At 67.9% G+C, this 22840-nt stretch carries 17 protein-coding genes and 1 riboswitch; of the genes, 9 read left to right on the plus strand and 8 right to left on the minus strand.

Translation table 11 applies throughout. The features are described from left to right. The first annotated feature begins 2 nt into the window (after positions 1 to 2). Both minE and ATCM_RS10870 read left to right on the plus strand, forming a co-directional pair. The gene (gene minE / locus ATCM_RS10865; RefSeq protein WP_132864545.1) at positions 3 to 254 is read left to right on the plus strand and encodes a cell division topological specificity factor MinE; all 252 of its coding nucleotides are present in this window, start codon (positions 3 to 5) and stop codon (positions 252 to 254) included. 79 nt (positions 255 to 333) lie between these two features. Beyond that, positions 334 to 801 (plus strand): hypothetical protein, encoded by a 468-nt coding sequence (locus ATCM_RS10870; protein WP_132866139.1) that lies wholly within the window; start codon positions 334 to 336, stop codon positions 799 to 801. Between the two features lie 127 nt (positions 802 to 928). Here ATCM_RS10870 and ATCM_RS10875 read toward each other — a convergent pair whose 3' ends face one another. Together ATCM_RS10875 and ATCM_RS10880 are read right to left on the minus strand one after the other, a co-directional pair. Continuing rightward, the gene (locus tag ATCM_RS10875; RefSeq protein ID WP_132864546.1) at positions 929 to 2218 is read right to left on the minus strand and encodes a HAMP domain-containing sensor histidine kinase; all 1290 of its coding nucleotides are present in this window, start codon (positions 2216 to 2218) and stop codon (positions 929 to 931) included. Further along, positions 2215 to 2907 (minus strand): response regulator transcription factor, encoded by a 693-nt coding sequence (locus ATCM_RS10880; protein ID WP_132864547.1) that lies wholly within the window; start codon positions 2905 to 2907, stop codon positions 2215 to 2217. Before ATCM_RS10880 ends, ATCM_RS10875 begins: the two co-directional genes overlap by 4 nt. Before the next feature lie 250 nt (positions 2908 to 3157). Between ATCM_RS10880 and ATCM_RS10885 the strand changes: the two genes are divergently transcribed. The 5 genes from ATCM_RS10885 to ATCM_RS10905 all read left to right on the plus strand — a co-directional run bounded on the left by ATCM_RS10885 (position 3158) and on the right by ATCM_RS10905 (position 10318). Next, positions 3158 to 4795, plus strand: coding sequence for a glycosyltransferase family 39 protein (locus tag ATCM_RS10885; protein ID WP_243694094.1), 1638 nt, complete (start codon positions 3158 to 3160; stop codon positions 4793 to 4795). A gap of 133 nt (positions 4796 to 4928) precedes the next feature. After that, entirely contained in the window at positions 4929 to 5705 is a 777-nt protein-coding gene (locus ATCM_RS10890) for a phosphatase PAP2 family protein (RefSeq protein ID WP_132864549.1), read from the plus strand. Next, positions 5702 to 7366, plus strand: a complete 1665-nt coding sequence (locus ATCM_RS10895; RefSeq protein WP_132864550.1) for a phosphoethanolamine--lipid A transferase — start codon at positions 5702 to 5704, stop codon at positions 7364 to 7366. Before ATCM_RS10890 ends, ATCM_RS10895 begins: the two co-directional genes overlap by 4 nt. Before the next feature lie 181 nt (positions 7367 to 7547). Further along, the gene (locus ATCM_RS10900) at positions 7548 to 9551 is read left to right on the plus strand and encodes a M2 family metallopeptidase (RefSeq protein ID WP_132864551.1); all 2004 of its coding nucleotides are present in this window, start codon (positions 7548 to 7550) and stop codon (positions 9549 to 9551) included. Between the two features lie 167 nt (positions 9552 to 9718). After that, entirely contained in the window at positions 9719 to 10318 is a 600-nt protein-coding gene (locus tag ATCM_RS10905) for a hypothetical protein (protein ID WP_132864552.1), read from the plus strand. A 362-nt stretch (positions 10319 to 10680) separates the two neighbouring features. Here the strand turns inward: ATCM_RS10905 and ATCM_RS10910 are convergent, their stop codons facing one another. Continuing rightward, complete coding sequence (locus ATCM_RS10910; protein ID WP_132864553.1) at positions 10681 to 11097, minus strand: hypothetical protein; 417 nt, start codon at positions 11095 to 11097, stop codon at positions 10681 to 10683. Positions 11098 to 11167: 70 nt separating this feature from the next. Next, positions 11168 to 12388, minus strand: a complete 1221-nt coding sequence (locus tag ATCM_RS10915) for a multidrug effflux MFS transporter (RefSeq protein WP_132864554.1) — start codon at positions 12386 to 12388, stop codon at positions 11168 to 11170. Positions 12389 to 12715: 327 nt separating this feature from the next. Beyond that, positions 12716 to 12824, plus strand: a riboswitch (glycine riboswitch). Positions 12825 to 12934: 110 nt separating this feature from the next. Between ATCM_RS10915 and gcvP the strand changes: the two genes are divergently transcribed. Continuing rightward, positions 12935 to 15799, plus strand: a complete 2865-nt coding sequence (gcvP, locus tag ATCM_RS10920; protein ID WP_132864555.1) for an aminomethyl-transferring glycine dehydrogenase — start codon at positions 12935 to 12937, stop codon at positions 15797 to 15799. 258 nt (positions 15800 to 16057) lie between these two features. Here the strand turns inward: gcvP and ATCM_RS10925 are convergent, their stop codons facing one another. The 3 genes from ATCM_RS10925 to ATCM_RS10935 form a co-directional block, all read right to left on the minus strand. After that, on the minus strand, positions 16058 to 18715 hold the full coding sequence (locus ATCM_RS10925) for a M1 family metallopeptidase (protein ID WP_132864556.1): 2658 nt from the start codon (positions 18713 to 18715) through the stop codon (positions 16058 to 16060). 158 nt (positions 18716 to 18873) lie between these two features. Next, positions 18874 to 19833: an MBL fold metallo-hydrolase gene (locus ATCM_RS10930; RefSeq protein WP_132864557.1), complete on the minus strand. Its 960-nt coding sequence runs from the start codon at positions 19831 to 19833 to the stop codon at positions 18874 to 18876. Positions 19834 to 20046: 213 nt separating this feature from the next. After that, positions 20047 to 20646, minus strand: coding sequence for a nitroreductase family protein (locus ATCM_RS10935; protein WP_132864558.1), 600 nt, complete (start codon positions 20644 to 20646; stop codon positions 20047 to 20049). Positions 20647 to 20942: 296 nt separating this feature from the next. On the opposite strand from ATCM_RS10935, the gene ATCM_RS10940 reads away from it, so the two are divergent. After that, positions 20943 to 21764, plus strand: coding sequence for a methyltransferase domain-containing protein (locus ATCM_RS10940; RefSeq protein ID WP_132864559.1), 822 nt, complete (start codon positions 20943 to 20945; stop codon positions 21762 to 21764). On the opposite strand, the gene ATCM_RS10945 is transcribed toward ATCM_RS10940, so the two are convergent. Beyond that, on the minus strand, positions 21758 to 22816 hold the full coding sequence (locus tag ATCM_RS10945; RefSeq protein WP_132864560.1) for a metal-dependent hydrolase: 1059 nt from the start codon (positions 22814 to 22816) through the stop codon (positions 21758 to 21760). The two genes, ATCM_RS10940 and ATCM_RS10945, sit on opposite strands and share 7 nt — an antisense overlap. Positions 22817 to 22840 lie beyond the last annotated feature (24 nt).

The raw sequence follows: 22840 nt of genomic DNA on the forward strand, positions 1-22840 counted from the left end.
GCATGGGACTGCTCGATTTCCTGAGGCAGAAAAAGAACACCGCCGAAACCGCGAAGAACCGCCTGCAGATCATCATCGCGCAGGAGCGCAGCACCCGCGGCGGCCCGGACTACCTGCCGCTGCTGCAGCGCGAGCTGCTGGAAGTGATCAAGAAGTACGTCAACATCGATGCCGACGCGGTCAAGGTGGACCTGGTCAAGGACGGCGCCAACGACGTGCTCGACATCTCCGTCGCCCTGCCCGACGACAAGTAATGCCCACCCGGCGGCCACGGCCGCCGGGCACCCCGTACCCGTGAACGAAACCCTTTCCCCCGAACCGACCGCCACGGTGATGTGCGTCGGCGACATCCAGTGGGATGACGCCGTCGCCCTGCTCGCCCGTCACGGGCTGCGCCTGAACCACGTCGCCGCCGGCGAGACCATCCCCGGCAGCTACTGGGGCGAGCCGGAGGCCGGCATCATCGCCAACGATGTGTACGTGCGCGATGACACGCCGATCCATTCGATGCTGCACGAGTCCTGCCACCTGATCGTGCTGCCGCCCGAACGCCGCGCGCAGGTACATACCGACGCCACCGATTCGGTGCCCGAGGAAGACGCCACCTGCTACCTGCAGATCGTGCTGGCCGGGCAGTTGCCCGGCGTGGGCAGCGCGCGGCTGATGGCCGACATGGACGCCTGGGGCTACACCTACCGGCTGGGATCGACGCAGGCCTGGTTCGAGCAGGATGCCGACGACGCCCGGCGCTGGCTGGTTGAACGCGCGCTGCTGCCGTCGTTGGAGGCGGCCGCGCCGTAGCAGCGCCCTCAGGCGCGAAGCCGCCGGCCGTCTGCCCGCCCCTTCGCCGCAATCGCCACCGGCCGCATTGACGCGGGCACGCCCCGCACCCTGCCGCGCCTTCCCGGTTTCGCGGCCGAAGCTGCGCCTACGCCGAGTCCGGCGGCAACGAACTGCCCATGTTCAGGGTGACGCGGGTGCCGCGCTCGGGTTGCGACTGGATGGTCAGCTCCCAGCCCAGGTGGTCGCACAGGCGTGCGATCAGGTCCATGCCGATGCCCGAGCCCGGGTTGCGCTCGCCCTTGGCCAGCCGCGCGTAGAGCTGGGCGACCTCCTCCGGGCTCATGCCGTGACCGGGGTCCTCGATGGTCACCACCGCCTGCGCCGAAGCGCTTATCCGGATCATGCCGCGGTCGCTGTTCTCGATCGCATTGCGCAGCAGGTTGCCGATCGCCGCCTGCACCACGCCCATCGGCGCGATGATCCGGCAGGGCTCCGCGTGCAGCTGCATGTCCAGCTCCTTGCCGTAGGCCAGATGCCGGTGGTCCTCGATGATTTCCGGCAGCAGCTGCTCCACCGCCAGCAACTCGCTCATCGCCGACAACCGCGCCGGGTCCCGCGCCAGCACCAGCAGCAACTGGATCAGCTGCTCCACGCCCTGCGCGGTACCACGCACCCGCTCCAGCTGCTGGCGCGCGCGCGGCGGCAGCTCCGGCTGTTCCAGCGCCAGTTCGGCCGCGCCGCTGATCACGGCCACCGGCGTGCGCAGCTCATGGCTGGCCGCGCTGATGAAGGCGCGCTCGCGCTCGACGAAGTGCTCGTTGCGCTGCAGGTAGTCGTTCAACGCACCGGCGATGACCTCCATCTCGGCCGAACCGCGCCGGTCCACCGCCACCCGCTGCCCGCGCTGTTCGGGCCGCAGCGCGGCGATGTCGCTTGCGAGCGCGGACAGGGGGCGCACCAGCCGTGCCACGCCCAGCCATGCCATCAACAGGGTCACGATGACCAACGCCACGCCAGCCAGCAGCGACCAGCGGGTGATGAAGTGCTCCAGCTCACCGAAGTCGGTGATGTCCAGCGCCAGGATCACCCGTCCGTAATCGGAGGTATCGCGCACCATCACCGCGGTCTGCTTGCCCAGGAACAGCGCACCGTCATGCAGGCCGGGATGCAGCGCGGCCATGCTTTCCGGGATGGGCTCGCCACCACGCTCGATGAACAGGTGCAGGGTGTCCGAATCCTGCCAGTGGTAATCCCGGTCCATGCGCATGTGCGCCAGCACGCTGTCCAGTTCGGTGTTCAGCAGGGAGCGCCAGACCGCATGCTCGGCGTGCTCGTGCACGTAGTTGGCGGCGCTGAACACCACCAGCGTGATCAACGCCAGGTAGATCCCCAACCAACCCAGCAGCTTGCGCCGCAGCGTGGCGCGCCGGCTCATGCAGTGCTTCCGGGCGACGGCGCCGACAACCGGTAGCCGACCCGCGGCAGGGTATGCAGCAGCTTCTGGGCGAACGGGCCATCCACCGCACGCCGCAGCTCATAGATATGGGAGCGCAGCATGTCGCCATCCGGCGGTTCCTCGCCCCACAGGGCGTACTCCAGCTGATCGCGGGTGACCGCCGCCGGGCTGGCGCGCATCAGCACCTCCAGCAGCTTGCGGCAGGCCGGGTACAGGTGCAGCACCTGCCCGTCGCGCCGGGCCTCCAGCGAACCCAGGTCCAGTTGCAGGTCGTGGACCTCCAGCACCTTGCGCGGGTTGCGTCCCTTGATCCGCGCCAGCACCGCATCCAGCCGCACTTCCAGTTCGGGCAGGGCGAACGGCTTGGTCAGGTAGTCGTCCGCCCCGGCACGGAAGCCGGCGATCTTGTCCGGCAGCTCGTCGCGGGCGGTGAGCATGATCACCGGCACTTCGGAGCGGTGTTCCTCGCGCAGGCGGCGCAGCACTTCCGGCCCCTCCATGCGCGGCAGCATCCAGTCCAGCAGGATCGCGTCGTAGTCCTGGGTCGCCGCCAGGTGCAGGCCGGTCACCCCGTCCGGCGCCACGTCGAGCACGTGCCCGCGGGCCTCGAAGTAGTCGAACAGGTTGGCGATCAGGTTGCGATTGTCTTCCACGACCAGCAGCCGCATTGCGTTGGACCTCTCCGGCCCCGGCCGGGCCCGGGATCAATTCGGCGATCATCCTAGCGCCCCGGCCGTCGGAATGCCGTCGAAACGCGCGACAATTTCGACGCGCTTCCTACGTCGGGAGCGCCATCATCCATGCCGACCCCTCTGTGAGCCGCACGTGCGCCCGTCCAACCACCGCTCATCCTCCACCCGACTCTGGTTCGCCATCCTCATCGCGCTGGTGGTCGCCAGCCTGCTGGCCGGCCTGGGCATGCGCTCGCCGACCCCGCCGGATGAACCCCGCTTCGTGCTGGCGGCCCGGCACATGGTCGAGACCGGGCAATGGCTGCTGCCCCATCGCGGCAGCGAGCTGTATGCCGAGAAGCCACCGACCTTCATGTGGATCCAGGCCGGCACCTACAAGCTGCTGGGCAGCTGGAACCTGTCCTTCCTGCTGCCGTCCCTGCTGGCCGCGCTGCTGACGCTGTGGCTCACCTGGGACATGGCACGCCGCCTGTGGAATCCCCGGGTAGCGCGCTACGCGGTGCTGGCGCTGTTCGTCACCCTGCAGTTCGGCCTGATGGCCAAGCGCGCGCAGATCGACATGGTGCTGGTCGGCATGACCACGCTGGCGTTGTGGGGGCTGGTCCGGCACCTGCTGCTGGGGCCGAGCTGGGGGGCGCTGGCGCTGGCGGCATTTGCCGCCGGGGTCGGCACCGTGACCAAGGGCGTGGGCTTCCTGCCGCTGTTGATGCTGGTCCCGTGGGTGATCTGGCGCTGGCGGCACCCGCAGGCGGCCGGCCCCGGCCGCAGCTGGAAGTGGTGGCTGTTGCTGCCGGCCTTCCTGGCCGGTACCGCCGTGTGGCTGGCGCCGCTGGGCATCGCGCTGCTGCAGAACCCCGACCCGGCCCTGCAGTCCTACGCGAAGGAACTGCTGTTCAAGCAGACCGGCACCCGCTATGCCAACGCCTGGCACCACCACCAGCCGTTCTGGTACTACCTGCAGGTGATGTTCACCCTGTGGGTGCCGGGCAGCCTGTTGTTCCCGTGGCTGGTGCCGGCGTGGTGGCGCCGCTGCCGCCGCGCCGACCCGCGCTACCTCCTGCTGCTGGGCTGGGCGCTGCTGGTGCTGGTGTTCTTCAGCGCCAGCCCTGGCAAGCGCGAGGTCTACATCCTGCCGATGCTGCCGGCGCTGGCGGTGGCCGCGGCCCCGCTGCTGCCCGGCCTGCTGCGTCGCACCGGCGTGCGCTGGGTGCTGATGCTGTACGCGCTGCTGCTGTCCCTGGCCACGCTGGTGGTCGGTTACGGTGCCGTGCATGGCGATGGCTGGGCGCAGCGCAATGCGGTCAAGCGGGCGATCGACCCGTGGGTGCTGCCGCAGGTGGGGTGGTGGCTGATCGGCTTTGCCGTGGCCACCCTGCTGGTCATCGCGGTACTGCGCCTGCGCCGGGCCGGGCTGGCCGTGGTCCTGACCACGGTGCTGCTGTGGTGCATGTATGGCCTGGGCGCGATGCCGGCGCTGGACCCGTACAGTTCCGCGTCGCGGGTGATGGACCAGGTACGTGAGCGGATCGGCCCCGATGCCGAACTGGGCATGGTGGCCTGGCGCGAGCAGAACCTGCTGCAGACCTGGCCGCAGGCCACCGACTTCGGCTTCAAGCGTCCGGTCGCCGGCCAATGGGAAGATGCAGCCCGCTGGGTGGCGCAGGCACCGGAGCGCCGCTGGCTGTTCGTGCTGGACAAGGTGATGAGCCCCTGTGCCGACCGCAGCCAGGTGATCGACATCGGCAGCGCCAACCGCAACAACTGGCAATTGCTGCCCGGCACCGCGCTGCAGGCCGACTGCGTGGCGCGCACGCACGGCGTGGTCGACGATGCCGACGCGGCACTCCAGGACGACGGCGACTGAGCCGTCGTGGGCAACGCGCCGGGCCCGTGGACCGGCGCTGAACCTCCCACATATTTACGACATTGCTCCGACCCGTCTCCGACAGAACGGGGCACAGCATGCGCCCATCGACCCCTGATGGTGCGCCTGTTCCATGCCCCCCTTCGCTTCTGCCCGCCCGTGGCGCCCGGCGCTGCCGGGAGCCCGCCTGGAGTTCGCCACCCGGGCCCTGTTGATCCCCGCCGCGGTGCTGCTGCTTGCCAGCGTCGTGTTGATGGCCGGCAGCGGCGACCAATGGCTGGCTGATCAGCTGTATCGCTGGCAGGGCAGCCGCTGGGCACTGAAGGACGCCTGGTGGAGCAGCCACCTGGTCCACAAGGGTGGCCGCAACCTGAGCTTCCTTGCCGCCGCACTGGTCATGCTGGCCCTGCTGCGCACCTGGTTTAACGCGTCATGGCGGCCACTGCGTCGCCCGCTGTCCTACCTGCTGATGGCGGTGGCCCTGTCCAGTGGACTGGTGTCACTGCTCAAGAGCTGGACCCACATGGACTGCCCCTGGGACCTGGAACGCTACGGCGGACTGCGCCCCTTCATCGGCCTGTTCGAGTCGCGCCCGGTCGCACTGGGCCATGCGGCCTGTTTCCCGGCCGGTCACGCCAGCGCCGGCTACGCGTGGCTGGCGATCTACTTCTTCATGCTGCAGGTCCGCCCGCAATGGCGCTGGCCGGCAACCCTCTCCGTGCTGGGGATCGGCCTGGTGTTCGGCATCACCCAACAGCTGCGCGGCGCGCACTTCCTGTCCCATGACCTGTGGTCGCTGGCGATCAGCTGGACCGTGGCCGTCGGCCTGTACCTGGTCATGTTCGAGCCCTCCCCGTCCACCGCAACCGCAACCGCAACCCTGCCAAAGGCACCGGGAGAGCACGCATGAGCACCACCCTGCCCCGCCCCGGTGCTTCTTCCCGCCTGTCCTGGAGCGCGCTGCGCGACTGGCGCCCGGAGATCAGCAGCGAAGCCTTGATTCTACTGTCCAGCATCTTCTTCGCCGTGCTGTGCAATGGCCTGTTCTGGCGCAACGCCATGGCCACCAACCCGGGCAACGGCCTGTTCGCGTTGTCCCTGTTCACCCTGCTGGTCGGCGTGCACGCATTGCTGTTCGGGCTGCTGGTGTGGCGCTGGAACGCCAAGGTGCTGCTGAGCGTGCTGTTCATCACCACCGCGTTCGCGGTGCACTACATGAGCAGCTTCAACGTGTACCTGGACGCGGACATGCTGCGCAACGTGCTTGCCACCGACCACAAGGAGTCCGGCGAGCTGATGACCGCGGCATTGATCCTGCCCTTGCTCGGCTACGGCGTGCTGCCCACCGCCCTGCTGTGGCGGCTGCGCATCCGCAGGCGCAGCCTCGGCCGCACCTTCCTGTGGCGTGGCGTGTTCCTGCTGGGCGTGGTGCTGGTCACCGCCGCCGGTGCGATGGCGTCCTTCCAGAACATCTCCTCGCTGATGCGCAACCACCGCGAAGTGCGCTACCTGGCCACGCCGGTGAACTACCTGATCGCGCTGAAGCAGAACATGTCCAGTGCCAGCCCGATCAAGCACCAACCGAAGCAACCGATCGGCACCGATGCCCAGGCCACGCCGCGCGCGGCGGGCAGCAAGCCCCGCCTGCTGGTACTGGTGGTCGGTGAAACCGTGCGTGCCCAGAACTGGGGCCTGAACGGCTACGCCCGCCAGACCACGCCGGAACTGGCGCAGACCGGCGCGATCAACTTCCCCGACATGCATGCCTGCGGCAGCAGCACCGAAGTCTCGCTGCCCTGCATGTTCTCGCCCTACGGCCGCCACGACTACGACGAGAAGGCCATCCGCAACCACCAGTCGTTGCTGCACGTACTCGAGCATGCCGGCATCAGCACCCTGTGGCGCGACAACCAGTCCGGCTGCAAGGGCGTATGCGATGGCCTGCAGATCGAACGGCTGGACGATGCCACCCTGCCCGGCCTGTGCGCCAACGGCCGCTGCATGGACGAGATCCTGATCAACGACCTGGCCGCGCAGGTCCGCGCCAAGCCGGGCGACCGCGTGGTGGTGCTGCACCAGCTGGGCAACCACGGCCCCAGCTACTTCGAGCGCTATCCGGCGCAGTTCCGCCAGTTCGCCCCAACCTGCGACACGGCCGACCTGGGCAAGTGCAGCCGCGAACAGATCGTCAACAGCTATGACAACGCGATCCGCTACACCGACCATTTCCTGAGCCGCACCATCGCCAGCCTGCGCGAGATGGGCGACTACGACACCGCCATGATCTACCTCTCCGACCATGGCGAATCCCTCGGCGAGAAAGGCCTGTACCTGCACGGCATGCCCTATGCCATCGCGCCGGAGGAGCAGACCCGGGTGCCGTTGCTGATGTGGTTCTCGCCCGGCTTCGCCGCCGACCGCAGGCTGGACCTGCAGTGCCTGCGCCAACGCACCCAGCAGCGCGCCGACCAGGACAACCTGTTCCCCTCGGTGCTGGGGCTGATGCAGGTGCGGACCTCGGTGTACGACCGCAGCCGCGACCTGTTCGCCGATTGCACGACTCAGTCGTAGGAGCGCCTTCCGGCGCGGGGCCGATGACCCCGCGCCCTGCCAAAGCCAGGAGGCTGCCGGAATCCCGGCTTCGCGGCCGAGACCACTCCTGCCGCGCCCCCTCCCTGACCTGGTCCACTTGCAGGGCCCGCCCCGCCCCACTAGCCTTCGCCGGTATTCGCAACCATTACCGGGGATTTCCGTGAAACATCGTCATCTGTTGCTGGCCGCCGCCGTGGGCGTGGCCGTGCTCTCGCTGGCTGCCTGCAAGAAGGAGGGCACGCCGGAGGCCGCCAAGCCGGCCACCAGCGCCGCCGCACCGGCCGAAAGCGCCGACCAGTTCATTGCCCGCGTCAACGCCGAGTACAAGGCGATGTACCCGGAGATGACCTCGGCGCAGTGGCTGTCGTCCACCTACATCAACGACGACTCCGCGCGCGTGGCCGCCAAGGCCAACGAACGCTGGCTGACCACCCTCAACGGCTGGATCGAGCAGGCCGGCAAGTACGAGGGCCAGCCGATGAGCGCCGACACCGCCCGCGCGATCAGCCTGCTCAAGCTGATGACCTCGATGCCCGCCCCGCGCGACCCGCAGAAGCTGGCCGAGCTGGCGGCCATCGCCACCAAGCTGGAAGGCGACTACGGCGCCGGCACCTACTGCGTGGGCGAAGGCGACAGCCGCAACTGCCGCCAGCTGGGTGACCTGGAGAAGGTACTGGCCACCTCGCGCGACTACGACAAGCAGCTCGATGCCTGGCAGGGCTGGCAGTCCACCGCCGTGCCGTCGCGCGCCAACTACCAGCGCTTCGTCGAACTGGTCAACGAAGGCGCCCGCGAACTGGGCTATACCGATGCCGGCCAGATGTGGCGCAGCGGCTACGACATGCCGGCCGACCAGGTTGGCCCGGAAACCGATCGCCTGTGGGAGCAGGTCAAGCCGCTGTACGAGCAGGTGCATTGCTATACCCGCGCCAAGCTGGACAAGGAATACGGCAAGGACAAGGCGGAAGTTGGCGGCGGCATGATCGCCGCGCACCTGACCGGCAACATGTGGCAGCAGGATTGGAGCAACCTGTGGGACATGACCGCGCCCTACCCGAACGCGGGCAGCCTGGACATCACCGCCGCGCTGGAAAAGCAGTACCAGACCAACCTCAGCGCCGCCCTGGCCAAGACCGGTGGCAGCGACCCGGCGAGCCGCTTCAAGGCACAGCGTGACGCGGAGCTGGCCACCGCCCGGCAGATGACCGAGCGCGCGCAGGACTTCTACGTGTCGCTGGGCATGCCCAAGCTGCCGGAGAGCTATTGGCAGAACACCCAGTTCATCAAGCCGATGGACCGCAACGTGGTCTGCCACGCCAGCGCCTGGGACATGAACATGGGCGGTGACGGCAAGGATGTCGGCCCGGACGTGCGCACCAAGATGTGCATCACCCCGACCGAGGAAAACTTCACCACCATCTACCACGAGCTGGGCCATATCTATTACGACCTGGCCTACAACCCGCTGCCGCCGCTGTTCCAGGGCGGTGCCAACGACGGCTTCCACGAGGCCATCGGTGACACCATCGTGCTGGCGATGACGCCGAAGTACCTGAACTCGATCGGCCTGGTCGGTGCGCAGCAGGAAAGCCGCGAGGCCACCATCAACGCGCAGATGCGCATGGCAATGTCCGGCGTGTCGTTCCTGCCGTTCGGCCTGATGATCGACCGCTGGCGCTGGGGCGTGTTCGACGGTTCGATCAAGCCGGACCAGTACAACCAGAAGTGGTGGGAGCTGAAGGCCCAGTACCAGGGCGTGGCCCCGGCCAGCGCACGCGGCGAGGAGTTCTTCGACGCCGGCGCCAAGTACCACGTGCCGGGCAACACCCCGTACCTGCGCTACTTCCTGGCGCGCATCCTGCAGTACCAGTTCTACAAGGGCCTGTGCGATGCGTCCGGTTACACCGGCCCGCTCAACGAGTGCAGCTTCTATGGCAACAAGGAAGCCGGCCAGAAGTTCTGGGCGATGCTGAGCAAGGGCTCCAGCCAGCCGTGGCAGGCCACGCTCAAGGAGCTGACCGGCAACGACAAGCTCGACGCCGGCCCGATGCTGGAATACTTCGCCCCGCTGCAGGAATGGCTGAAGCAGCAGAACGAAGGCCAGATGTGCGGCTGGACGGCCGCGCCGCCGGCGGCCGTCGCGGCACCGACGACCACGCCGTAAACACGACGGACCAGGTTGACCACGAAGGGCGCCGTTTCGGCGCCCTTCGTTCATCCACGGTCAGGCGCATGACGGAGATCATGCGGATGCGGGACAGGCTCCATCGGCCCGACATTGACAGCCCGCATTGGCATGAACATCTTGCCCGCCTACTCCTGGAGACCCGAATGCCCCCTGCAGCACGCACCGTGCTTTTCCTCCTGCTCGCCACGCACACTGCGGCCGGATGGGCGGCACAACACACCGAGCCCCTCCGCGTCGGCTACACCGAACGCGATCGCGCCTTCGGCTTCACGTTCACACCGCCGGCGGGCAAGGACTGGAAACAGGACAAGTGGGGCAGCGGAAACCTCAGCGTCGACTGGAACGCGGGCTCGACCACCGACAGCAGGAAGATCGAGGCCTACATGACCCGGCCCGATGTCCCGACCAGCCCCCTTTCCGGCTACATCGAGAACATCCGGCGCAAGCTGGAGCAGGACTTCTCCAACAGTCCCGTCGCCACCATCAACCACCTGCAGGTAAGCGAATACCCGGCGGACAAGCGCTGCGCCAGCATCCACCTGCGGCTTGAGCTGCGGCAACCCGCCGCCGATGGACAACGGCAATGGGCCGAGCAATACACCTTGTCCTGCGGTTCGCCGCGCTACGCCGATGTTGGCTACGAGCTGCGCTACTACCACCGCTACACCGACGCTCACCGCGACCCGAACCTGCAGGCCAAGGCCGAGCAGGTGCTGGGCAGCATGCGGATCGAAGAGGACTGATTACCGGGCCAGGCGGCTGGATGGAAGGCCGCTCCTGCGGATCCCTGGCAACCGGGTCGGCGTGCCGTCGGGGCCCATGGCGTCATCGTTGCCGCTTTTCCCGGCATCGTTGCCACTTCCCGCGGCATCGCTGGCACATCCCTCCCGATGCGTGCCATCCGAAGCGGCATGACTGACGCTTTTTTCGACATCGGTGCCGCTTCAACGGGCAATGCCGGCGCCCCATGCGAGATCACCGGCACAGGGGCGACATCGCTGCACCTTGAAGGGATGGGCCTGCCGCTCCAGGTGACACGCCTGCCGCAGAAACAACAAAGGCGCCCTCGGCGCCTTCGCTGATCCGGCAACTTCCCCGCAGACGCTCAATGCGTGCCAGCGGCGCGCTTCGCGCCCACGCCCAGCTCACCGGCCAGGTTGCGCTTGTAGGTGTCGAAATCGATGCCCTGCTCGGCTACCTCCGCGTGCGCGGCGTCCTTCAGTGCGTCGGAATACATCAGGCGCACCGGGGTGTTGTTGTTCTCGTGCCATTCGGCGGCCTGCATGATCAGCGCCAGCACGCGTGCGGCGCTGGTGGTCTCGCCGGCGATCTTGCCGTCCATGCCCAGCACCCACTCGCCGTCGCGGCGGACGATGCCCGCCAGCAGGCTGCGCTGCTGGTCACGCAGTTCGGCGTGCGGCTCGACCTTGGCCTTCGGTGCCGGGTTGGCCTCGGCCTGGTTGCGGGCGCGCTCGGCCAGCTTCTTCTTCGCCTCGCGGCGGCCCTTGGATTGAATCGACATCGTGGTGTGCTCTTTGCCGTCGCCGCTGATGGCGGCAGGGATAGTGTCCCCGATCGGGGGTGAAGATGGATCAGGCCGCCGGGGTGTTGCGTTGGGCACGCTGGCTGATGCGCTCCCACTTCCACATCAGCCCGCTGCCCAGCGCGAACAACGCCGCGCCGATGGCCAGGCTCAGGCCACTGCGGCTGAGCAGCGGCGACAACACCCCGGCGATGACCGCATTGGTCACCAGCGTGCTGAAGGCCTGCATCGAGGAGGCCGTGCCGCGCTGGCGCGGGTACATGTCCAGGATCGCCAGGCTCAGGATCGGGAAGATCAGCGCCACGCCGAACGAATTGAGGGTCAGCGCCAGCACCGCCCACGGCACGCTCATCTGCGGGGCCAGCGCGTTGTAGGCGATGTTGTAGACCGCCGCCACCGCCATGAACGCGTAGCCGATCCGCACCGCGCGCGCGCCGGCGATGCGCCCGGCCGCGCGGCCGGAGGCGTAGGCGCCCAGCGCCATGCCGCCGATGGTCGGGATGAACAACCAGGCGAACTGCTGCTCGTTCAGGTGCAGCAGGTCCAGGATGAAGGCCGGTGCCGAGGCGATGTACAGGAACAGCCCGCCAAAGCCCAGCGAGCCGGCCAGGGCCAGGCGCAGGAAGCGCGGGTTGACCGCGATGCTCCAGTAATCCTGGGCCAGCCGTGCCGGGCGCAGGCTCAGCCGGGCCTGCGGCGGGTGGGTTTCCGGCAGCCACAGGCAGGTAACCACCAGCAGCAGCGTGGAGAACGCCACCAGGAACCAGAAGATGCCCTGCCAATGGCTCCAGCCCAGCAGCCAGCCGCCGATGATCGGGGCGATGGCCGGGGCGATGGAGAAGATCATCGACACCTGGCTCATCAGCCGCTGGGCGTCGTCGCCGTCGTACAGGTCACGGATGACCGCCCGGCCGATGATGTAGCCCACGCCGGCGGACAGGCCCTGCAGGCCGCGGAACAGCAGCAGCGAGCCCATGTCCTTCGACAATGCGCAGCCGATCGAGGCCAGGATGAACACCACCAGCCCGCCGATGATCACCCGCTTGCGGCCCAGCGCATCGGACAGCGCGCCGTGGACCAGGCTCATCAGCGCATAGGTGAGCAGGTAGACGCTGATGACCTGCTGCATGGCCAGTTTGTCGGCGCCCATCTGTGCGCCGATCTGCGGGAACGCGGGGAACACCGCGTCGATGGCGAACGGGCCGAACATCGACAACCCGGCCACCAGCGCGGCGATCCGTCGCAGCGAAACCTGCTTGCTTGCTTTCATGGCTTCCTGTGGAACAACGTGCATCGGCACCGGCAGGCAGACCGGTGCGGGAGGGAAAAATGAACAGGGCCGGACACGGTAACGCCGCGCGGCCATATCGCGCCTGTTTATCCGGACATGAACCCGCGTCAGCCCGCGGTACCGGCCTCCCCGCCCACCGCGTGCAACGCGCGATCTTCGGGCCGGGAACGGAATGGTAATCCAAGCCGGTGCGCAGGTCTGCCCCAGGCTATAATCGGCCGGCTGTACGAACACGGTGGGAGAAGCGGCTGACCCCGCTGCCGAAGGCGCAAACGCCCGTAAATCGCTCAGGCCCGATACCACCTGCACCAAAACTCTGGAGAGACCGGTTCAATCCGGCGCCGAAGGGGCACGAAGCACACGATCCTCGTCGCGTTGCTTCCAAACTCTCAGGCAAAAGGACAGAGGGGCGCGAGGCAAGCCACCGGCTTGCCGGCCGTGATGCCGCCTGCGCGGCAGCGGGGCCGTACCGGTGCTTGCCTGGCTCACCGCCCCAGCCCTGCATGCCTTCTCCGGACGTCAGCCATGACCCAGAACACCCCTTCGCTGCGCGAACTCGAACACTCCTCCGCGTTCGTCGACCGCCACATCGGCCCCAACGATGCCGAAATCGCGCAGATGCTGCGCACCGTTGGCCATGATTCGCTTGAAGCCCTGACCGACGCCATCGTGCCGGGCTCGATCAAGTCGCCGGCACCGCTGGCGCTGCCCGAATCGCTCACCGAGGTCGAGGCGCTGGCCAAGATCCGCGCCATCGCCGGCAAGAACAAGGTGCTGCGCAGCTTCATCGGCCAGGGCTACTACGGCACCCACACGCCGAACGTCATCCTGCGCAACATCCTGGAAAACCCGGCCTGGTACACCGCCTACACCCCGTACCAGGCGGAGATCTCGCAGGGCCGCATGGAAGCGCTGATCAACTTCCAGACCCTGGTCGCCGACCTGACCGGCATGGAGATCGCCAACGCCTCGCTGCTGGACGAAGCCACCGCTGCCGCCGAGGCGATGACCCTGGCCAAGCGTTCGGCCAAGTCCAGGTCCAAGGTGTTCTTCGTGCACGACGCCGTGCACCCGCAGACGCTGGAACTGCTGCGCACCCGCGCCGAGCCGATGGGCATCGAGCTGCAGGTCGGCACCCCGGCCGAAGCCATGACCGCCGACGTGTTCGGCGTGCTGCTGCAGTACCCCGACACCACCGGCCACATCGGTGACCACAAGGCGCTGGTGGAGGCCATCCATGCCCGCCAGGGCCTGGTCGCCGTGGCCACCGACCTGCTCGCGCTGACCCTGATCGCCGCTCCCGGCGAATGGGGCGCGGACATCGCCATCGGCAACAGCCAGCGTTTCGGCGTGCCGTTCGGCTTCGGCGGCCCGCATGCGGCCTTCATGGCCTGCCGTGACGCCTACAAGCGCTCGATGCCGGGCCGCCTGATCGGCGTGTCGGTCGATGCCGAAGGCAAGCCGGCCTACCGCCTCACCCTGCAGACCCGCGAGCAGCACATCCGCCGCGAGAAGGCCACCTCCAACATCTGTACCGCGCAGGTGCTGCTGGCGGTGATGGCCTCGATGTACGCCGTCTACCACGGCCCGGAAGGCCTGCTGCGCATCGCCCGCCGCACCCACCGCCTGGCCGCGATCCTGGCCAGCGCGCTGCGCACGGCCGGTGTTGCTGTGGGCAATGACTTCTTCGACACCCTGCACCTCACCGGCGTCGACGCCGCGGCGGTACAGGCCAAGGCCGTGGCCGCGGGCATCAACGTGCGCGTGATCGATGCAGGCGCGGTCGGCATCAGCCTGGACGAAACCGCCACCCGCGCCGACATCGTCGCGCTGGGCCAGCTGTTTGGCGCCACGGTCGACGTCGATGCACTGGACGCCGCCACCGCCGATGCCCTGCCCAAGGGCCTGCTGCGCACCAGTGCGTTCCTGACCCACCCGGTGTTCAACACGCACCACAGCGAGCACGAGATGCTGCGCTACCTGCGCTCGCTGGCCGACAAGGACCTGGCGATGGATCGCACCATGATCCCGCTGGGCAGCTGCACCATGAAGCTCAACGCCACCGCCGAGATGATCCCGGTGACCTGGCCGGAGTTCGCCAACATCCACCCGCTGGCACCGGCCGACCAGGCGCAGGGCTACAAGGAGCTGATCGACGGCCTGGAAGCGATGCTGGTCGAATGCACCGGCTACGACGCGGTGAGCCTGCAGCCCAATTCCGGCGCGCAGGGCGAGTACGCCGGCCTGCTGGCGATCCGCGCCTACCACCGCTCGCGCGGCGAAGGCCATCGCGACATCTGCCTGATCCCGGATTCGGCGCACGGCACCAACCCGGCCTCGGCGCAGATGTGCGGCATGACCGTGGTGGTCACCAAGACCGATGCCAACGGCAACGTCGATGTCGATGACATCCGCCGCAACGCCGAGAAGTACAGCGACCGCCTGGCCGCGATCATGATGACCTACCCGTCCACGCACGGCGTGTTCGAGGAAGAGGTGGTCGAGATCTGCCAGATCATCCACCAGCATGGCGGCCAGGTGTACACCGACGGCGCCAACATGAACGCCCTGGTCGGCGTGGCCAAGCCCGGCAAGTGGGGCTCGGACGTGTCGCACCTGAACCTGCACAAGACCTTCTGCATCCCGCACGGCGGCGGCGGCCCGGGCGTGGGCCCGTGCGCGGTCAAGTCGCACCTTGCCCCGTTCCTGCCGGGCAAGCTCGGTGACAACGGCCCGGTCGGCATGGTCAGCGCGGCCAGCTTCGGCAGCGCCTCGATCCTGCCGATCAGCTGGATGTACATCACCCTGATGGGCACCGCCGGCCTGCGCAAGGCCACCCAGGTGGCACTGCTCAATGCCAACTACATCGCCAAGCGCCTGGCCCCGCACTACAAGACGCTGTACACCGGCCGCAACGGCCTGGTGGCACACGAGTGCATCCTGGACGTGCGTCCGCTGGAGAAGACCTCCGGCATCGGCGCCGAGGACGTGGCCAAGCGCCTGATCGACTTCGGCTTCCACGCCCCGACCCTGAGCTTCCCGGTCGCCGGCACGCTGATGGTGGAGCCGACCGAGAGCGAATCGCAGCACGAGCTGGACCGCTTCATCGACGCGATGATCCAGATCCGCGAGGAGATCCAGGCCATCGAGGACGGTCGCCTGGACCGCGAGGACAACCCGCTCAAGCACGCCCCGCACACCGCCGGCGCGGTGTCGGCCAGCGAGTGGACCCACGCCTATCCGCGCGAACTGGCCGCCTTCCCGCTGCCGTCGCTGAAACTGCAGAAGTACTGGCCGCCGGTGGCACGCGTGGACAACGTGTACGGCGACAAGAACATCATGTGCGCCTGCATCCCGGTGGATGCGTACAAGGAAGACGTGGAAGCCTGATCGGCTTCTGCGTTGGCCTGATGTGACAAAGCCAGCCGGTGCGAACCGGCTGGCTTTTTGTTTGGGGGGCTGGAAGCTAGAAGCTAGAAGCTGCCCTCACCCCAACCCCTCTCCCGCAGGCGGGAGAGGGACTTTAAAGCGGCAATTGCCAGCAATGCTTCAACCTGCAGGGAACTGAGCCCCTCTCCCGCGTGCGGGAGAGGGGTTGGGGTGAGGGCCGCGTCACCGCTTCACCGCAACAACTCAGCCCCCATTTTCTCAATACCCGTTCTTCCGCAACCAGGCATCCACCTGCGGCTTGCGCTCGGCGCGCAGCTTCACCCGCGTCTGGATGCCGGCGATCACCGTCTCCGCATCGCGGCGCGAGGTGGCGGCGATGTACTTGTCGGCGAAGGCGTTGATCTTGTCGACCATCTGCAGGTTGTCGGCCGAGGCCCCCAGCTGCGGGAAGTAGCCTGCCCGCGAGGTACCGTCCACCAGCGTCTCCACCTTCTCGCGGTTGGCCACCGCGAAGTCGAAGGCCAGGTCCGGGTGCTCGCGCGACACGCCGCCGATCATGCCGGCACCGTTGGTCGCGCCCGGCTCTTCGGTCAAGGCCATGTCCAGTGCACGCTGCGCCAGCGCCACGTCCTTGCTCTGCGCCAGCAGGTGGTAGTACTGGTCGCGCACCATCGAGGACGTCTCCTTCTTCGCCAGGGCATGCAACTGCTCCCAGGTCGCGGCATCGGCGTGTCGTGCGACCACGCCCAGCACGGTGCGGCGCAACTCCGGCGACAGCGATTCGGGCTTGGCCAGGAAGGCGGCGAAGCGGCGGCGCGCTTCGGCGATCACCTGCGGGTCGTCCATCGCGCCGAGCATGGCGATCAGGCCGCCGCGCAGCTGGCGCGTCTGCGCCGATTCGCCGTCCCGGTCATCCCAGCCCAGCGAGGCCAGCACCGGCTCCAGGCGGGCGTAGGCGTACTTGCGGAATGCCGCCTGGCGCGTGGCATCACCTTCGAACAGGTCGTCCAACCCACCCAGCGTGCGCGACACGCGCTGCCACAGGTCCGGCGGCGCATCGCCGGCCACCTTGGCGGTGAGGTCCAGCGTATCGGCCTCCGGCTGCAGGCCGACGGCTGCCAGCGCGCTGGCATCCATCATCACGCCGAGCTGGTCGACCACCGGCAGGCGCTCGAAGCCGTCGCTCAAGGCCTTGAACTGCTCCGGCGAGTACAGCGTGCGGTAGTAGCCCTTCTGCCCGGCGTTGACCAGTACCGGCCCGGCACAGCCCGGCAGGTCGACGGTGGCGCTGCCGTCGACCAGGGTACGCACGTCCTTGCCGTCGGCGCCGCGCACGGTCACCGGCACGCGCCAGCGCAACGGCTGCTTGTCCTTGCGGTCGATGGTGTACTCGCCCTGCTGCAGCGTCACCCGCGTCTTGCCGTCGATGCAGGCGCTGGCGCTGCGGATCAGCGGGATGCCCGGCTGCAGAGTGAAATCGTGTGCCACTTCGATGAACTGCTTGTCCGGCGCCGCCTTGGCGATCTCGCGCCAGAGGTCATCGGTGACCGCATTGCCGTAGGCATGAGCGCGCACGTAGCTGCGCACGCCATCGCGCCATGCGTCGCTGCCCACGTAGTCCTCGAACATGCTGATCACCGCCGCGCCCTTGCCGTAGGTGATGCCGTCGAAGGCCTGGCTGGCCTGCTCCACGGTGGCCACGTGCTGCACGATCGGATGCGTGGTCGCCATCGCATCGCGCCCCATCGCACCACGGCTGGTCATGGCGGCGTCGACGTTGTTCAGGTCCCACTCCGGATGCAGCTTGCGGGTGGTGCGGCCTTCCATCCAGGTGGCGAAGCCTTCGTTGAGCCACAGGTCGTCCCACCACGCCATGGTCACCAGGTTGCCGAACCACTGGTGCGCGATCTCGTGCGCGGCGATGCTGAAGACCGCCTGCTTGTCCGAGACGCTGGAAACCGCCGGGTCCAGCAACAGCGCGTATTCGAAGGTGAAGATCGCGCCCCAGTTCTCCATCGCGCTGAAGAACTGGCTGCCGCCCGGCGCGGCCACGTTGTCGAGCTTGGGCAGCGGATACGGCACGCCGAAGTAGTCGTTGTACTCGGCGATCACGTCACGGCTGGCGTCCAGCGCGAACTGCGCCTGCGACAGCTTGCCGGCCGGTACCACCACGCCGATCTCGGTGCCGTTGTCGGCGGTGACGGCGCTGCGCTCGAACTCGCCGGCCGACATGAAGAGCAGGTAGGTCGACATCTTCGGCGTGGTCTGGAAGACCACCTGCTTGAGCCCGTTGCCCAGCTCGCGGGTGGCGGTGGCCGGCATGTTGCTCACCGCCATCTGCGCGCTGGGCACGTTGAGGGTCAGGTCGAAGGTGGCCTTGAACCCCGGCTCGTCCCACGAGGGGATGAAGCGCCGCGCATCGGAGTTCTCGAACTGGGTGAACAGCGCGCGCTTCTTGCCCGAGTCGGTCGGGTAATCCAGCGCGAACAGCCCGTTGGCCTGGGTATTGATGGTGCCGCGGTACGCGGTGCTCAGCGTGTAGCGCCCCGGTGCCAGCGGCTTGTCGAAGGCGAAGGTGGCGGTCTGGTTGTCGGCATCGACGCTGACCTTGGCGACCAGCGGCTGGCCCTTGCCGCCATCACTGAGGCGGCTGTCGCCGAACTCCAGCGCAGCGGCCTGCAGCACGATGCGGTCGGTGGCCGACAACACCTCGATGTCGATGCTCACCTTGCCGTCGAAACGCATCTGCTCCGCATGCGGGGTGATCTCCACCCGGTAGTGCAGCGGCTTGGCCGTGCGCGGCAGCTGGGTGGTGATCTCGGCGACGCCCGGCGCCGAGGGAGCGACCTGCGCGAACGAAGGAACAGCAACAGTGGCCAACGCCACCGCAATGGCTGCAGCAAGGGAGCAACGCATCAAGTCTTCTCCTGGACGGAAGAAACATAGGGATGAACGACAGTGCGCCGATCATCCGCTTCGCCCAGGGGTGCCGACAGCGCCGGAAGTCATACCGGCGCCGATGCACGCGTTGCCGGCGGCGCCGTGGATCTCAAATCATCACGGCGCGACGGCGATTACTTCCACTCCATCTCACCCTTGGCCACCTTGGCACTGAGCGCCAGCGAGTCGGCGCCCTTCAGGGCCGGATAGCGCTTCTGCATGGCCTCGACCAACTGCGCGGCATCCTTCGCCTTGGCGGCCTCCTCGTCGAAGGCACGGATGTAGTCGGCGGTGAACGTCACCGCGGCCAGATCCTGCGGCGCGCCTTCGGCGTAGTGGCCGGGGATCACGCGCGCCGGCTGCAGCGCGGTGATGCGCTCCAGCGCGGCCAGCCAGTCCTGGTGCGACTGCGGCGTCTGCGTATCGGCCATGAACACATGTTGCCCGGCATCCACCAGCACGCCGCCCATCACCGTGCGGATCGACGGCACCCACAGTGCGGTGCGCTCTGGGCTGGGGCCCTCCAGGCCGATGACCTTCAGCGCCTGCCCTTCCAGCGTCAGCGTGTCGCCCTGCAGCGGCGTCGGCACCAGCAGCTCGGCCGGCGCGTTCGCGCCGAGTTGTGGCCCCCACACCTTCAGCTTGGCGTCCTTGGTCGCCTGGATGTGCGCCACCGTCTGCGGCGTGGCAACGATCCGCGCGTCCGGGAATGCGGCATGCAGCGTGGACAGGCCGAAATAGAAGTCCGGGTCGCCGTGGCTGATGTAGATGGTGGTCAGCTGCTTGCCGGACGCCTTGATCTTCTCCACCAGTTGGGCGGCCTCGGCGGTGGAGAACTGCGCATCGACCAGGATGGCCTCGCGCGCGCCACTGACCAGTTCGGAGGACACCGCGAAGATGGCGCGCTCACCCGGGTTGAACACCTCCACCGACAAGGGCGCCGGCGCAGGCGTCACCGCTTCCCCGGCGGCCACCGCCGGGACCTGTGGGGCATCCGTCGTGGCCGGCGCATTCCGGTCACAGGCCGCCAGCAGGGCCGTGGCCAGCAACAGGCCAAACGGCAGCAGGTGTTGGGGGTTCGTCTTGAGCTTCATGGGGTCTCCCGGGTTCGGATCGACACCGCCGCGACGGTGGGCGGCAGCGTGCAGTGGTGCGTGCAGGCCGGCAATGCTGGCAAGGCAACGGTTAGCGGGCCGTCAAACGGCCGGCGCGTGCCCCGATGCACGCCCACAAAAAAGCCCGCCAGCGAACTGGCGGGCCATCCGGCTTGCATCAACGCGCGGGGGAGAGCGTCGTGCCGACGAGGATCAGCCGAACACCTTGAAGCGGGCTTCGTCTTCCATGTAGGTCTTTTCGCCGTGCGGGGCCTCGTTGGAACCGAACGGCATCTGCGCGCGCAGGGTCCAATGGGCCGGCACGCCCCAGGCTTCACGCACGCCCTGGTCCACCAGCGGGTTGTAGTGCTGCAGGCTGGCACCGATGTCGGCGTCGGCCAGCGCGGTCCAGACCGCGAACTGCGCCATGCCGTTGGACTGCTCGGCCCAGACCGGGAAGTTGTCGGCATACAGGGCGAACTGCTCCTGCAGGCCCTTGACCACGTCGGTGTCGACGAAGAACAGCACGGTGCCCGCGCCGGCGGCGAAGCTGTTGAGCTTGCCTTCGGTGGCGGCGAACGCTTCGGCCGGGACGATCTTGCGCAGTTCGTCCTTGGCACGCTCCCAGAACTTCTGGCTCTCGGCACCGAACAGGATCACCGCACGCGAGGACTGCGCGTTGAAGGCCGACGGCGCCTCGCGCACGGCCTGCTTGATCAGGTGGGTGACGTCGTTCTGGCTCACCGGCAGGCTCTTGCCCAGGGCGTACTGCGAACGGCGCTTCTTGAACAGGGAAATGGCTTGGCTGGACACGGTCGAATCCTCTTGGAGATGGAAGCAGACCGGCGGGCTGCCGATCCGTGCTTGACGGGGCCCATTTTATTTGCAGACAAATTCGGAACAATTACTAGAAAACCAATAAATCGTTTCATTTTCAGAACAAATATCGCAACCGCCTGCGATCCAAGGCCCGGCCAGCAACGGCGGGCCCCGGCGCGGCCCGCTGATAACCCCCCGTTTCCAGCACAGAACCGCTGGTCATCAGCGCGCATGCGCCGCGCTAACGGTTACTGGCGATACTTTTCTGATCCCTGCAACGCGCTGTACCCATGACGCTCAACGACTTCCCCTACCTGCACGGCTTCTCCGCCACCGAGCAGGCCCGGCTGCGCAAACAGGCGCGGCTGTTCGAACCGTCCATCTTCCAGGACATCGACTTCGGCAACTCCCGCCACGTGCTCGAAGTGGCCAGCGGGGTGGGCGCGCAGACCGAGATCCTGCTGCGCCGCTTCCCGGAGCTGCAGGTCACCGGCATCGACCTCAACGAGCGCCAGCTGGCCGCCGCCAACGAACACATGGCGCAGATGCCGTGGCTGCGCGAGCGCTGCAGCTTCCAGCGTGCCGATGCCACCGACCTGCCGTTCGAGCCACGCAGCTTCGACGGTGCGTTCCTGTGCTGGGTGCTCGAACACGTCCCCTCCCCGGCCCGTGCACTGGCCGAAGTACGGCGCGTGCTCAGCCCCGGCGCGCCGGTGTACGTGACCGAGGTGATGAACGCCTCGTTCCTGCTGGACCCGTACTCGCCCAACCTGTGGCGCTACTGGATGGCCTTCAACGACTTCCAGATCGACAGCGGCGGCGACCCGTTCGTCGGCGCCAAGCTGGGCAACCTGCTGCTGGCCGGCGGCTTCCGCGACGTGCAGACCCGCACCAAGACCGTGCACCTGGACAACCGCGAGCCGGCCCGGCGCAAGGTGATGTTCGCCCTGTGGGAGGAGCTGCTGCTGTCGGCCGCCGACCAGTTGCTGGAAGCCGGCAAGGTCGACGCGGCCACGGTCGACGGCATGCGCCGCGAGTTCGGCCAGGTGCAGAACGACCCGAATGCGGTGTTCTTCTATTCCTACGTGCAGGCCCAGGCCACGGTCTACTGAACGCCCGCGGCGGTCGGCCGGTCCTGCGGGGCCTGCCAGATCCGCTGCCACACCTGCCCCAGCCGCTGCCGCAGCACGCCGCGGTTGCCGGCTTGCCGGTAGGCCGGCAGCACCTGGCGCGGCGCGATGCCCCGCCAGCCATCCCCGTCGGCCGCAGCCACCGCGAAGTTGAAGTTGTAGTCCGGCTCCAGCCCCATGCGCAGGTCACTGAGCACCAGCTCGCCGTCCTGCACCTGGGCGCGCATGAAACCGTGGTTGAACCAGGCCAGCCGCGCGACCGCGGGCAAGTCCGCGGCCTGGCGCAGGGCCTGCACGTTCGACGGATGGCCGCTGAACTGCATCGGGCCGTGGTCGGCCCACAGCGAGCGGTCGCCGACGACATAGCCCTGCGGGGTCATCGCCACCACCCGCCACAGGACGGTATTGAAGGGCATCGGTACCGAGAAGCGCGGCGCGTCGGCCAGCCCCATGCGGGCCAGCGCCTGGTGGGCGAGGCGATCGACCTGCGCCTTGGCCAGCAGCGACCAGCCCAGGTAGCCCGTGCTCAGTACCAACCCCAGCACCAGTGCCCGCTGCGCCAGCGGCCTGGCCCGCGCGAACCACGCCACCGTACAGCCAAGCAGCAACCACACGGTGTACAGCGGGTCGATGATGAAGACGCTGGACCACATCGTCGGTGGCGGTGCCAGCGGCCACCACAGCTGCGTGCCGTAGACGGTGAAGGCATCCAGCAGCGGATGGGTGACCAGCGCCAGCACGATCGCCCACCACCAGCGCGCCGGCGCGGCGGCCACCCGGCCCTTGCCGTAGCGGCGGAACAGCCACCAGATCAGCGTGCCCAGCAACGGCAGCACGAACAGCGAGTGGCTGAAGCTGCGGTGGATGGTCATCAGGCTCACCGGGTTGTCGGTGAAGGCCCAGATCAGCGCCCCATCCAGGTCTGGCAACGTGGCCAGCGCCGCACCTGCCAGCAGGGCGGCACGACGGTGGGCGGCAGGCGTGATGGCGGCGGCGATGGCACCGCCAAGGACGATCTGGCTGAGGGAATCCATGCGCCGATGCTAGCAGCCGTCCGG

This window comes from Stenotrophomonas sp. ATCM1_4, assembly GCF_004348115.1.
Taxonomy (GTDB): domain Bacteria; phylum Pseudomonadota; class Gammaproteobacteria; order Xanthomonadales; family Xanthomonadaceae; genus Stenotrophomonas; species Stenotrophomonas capsici.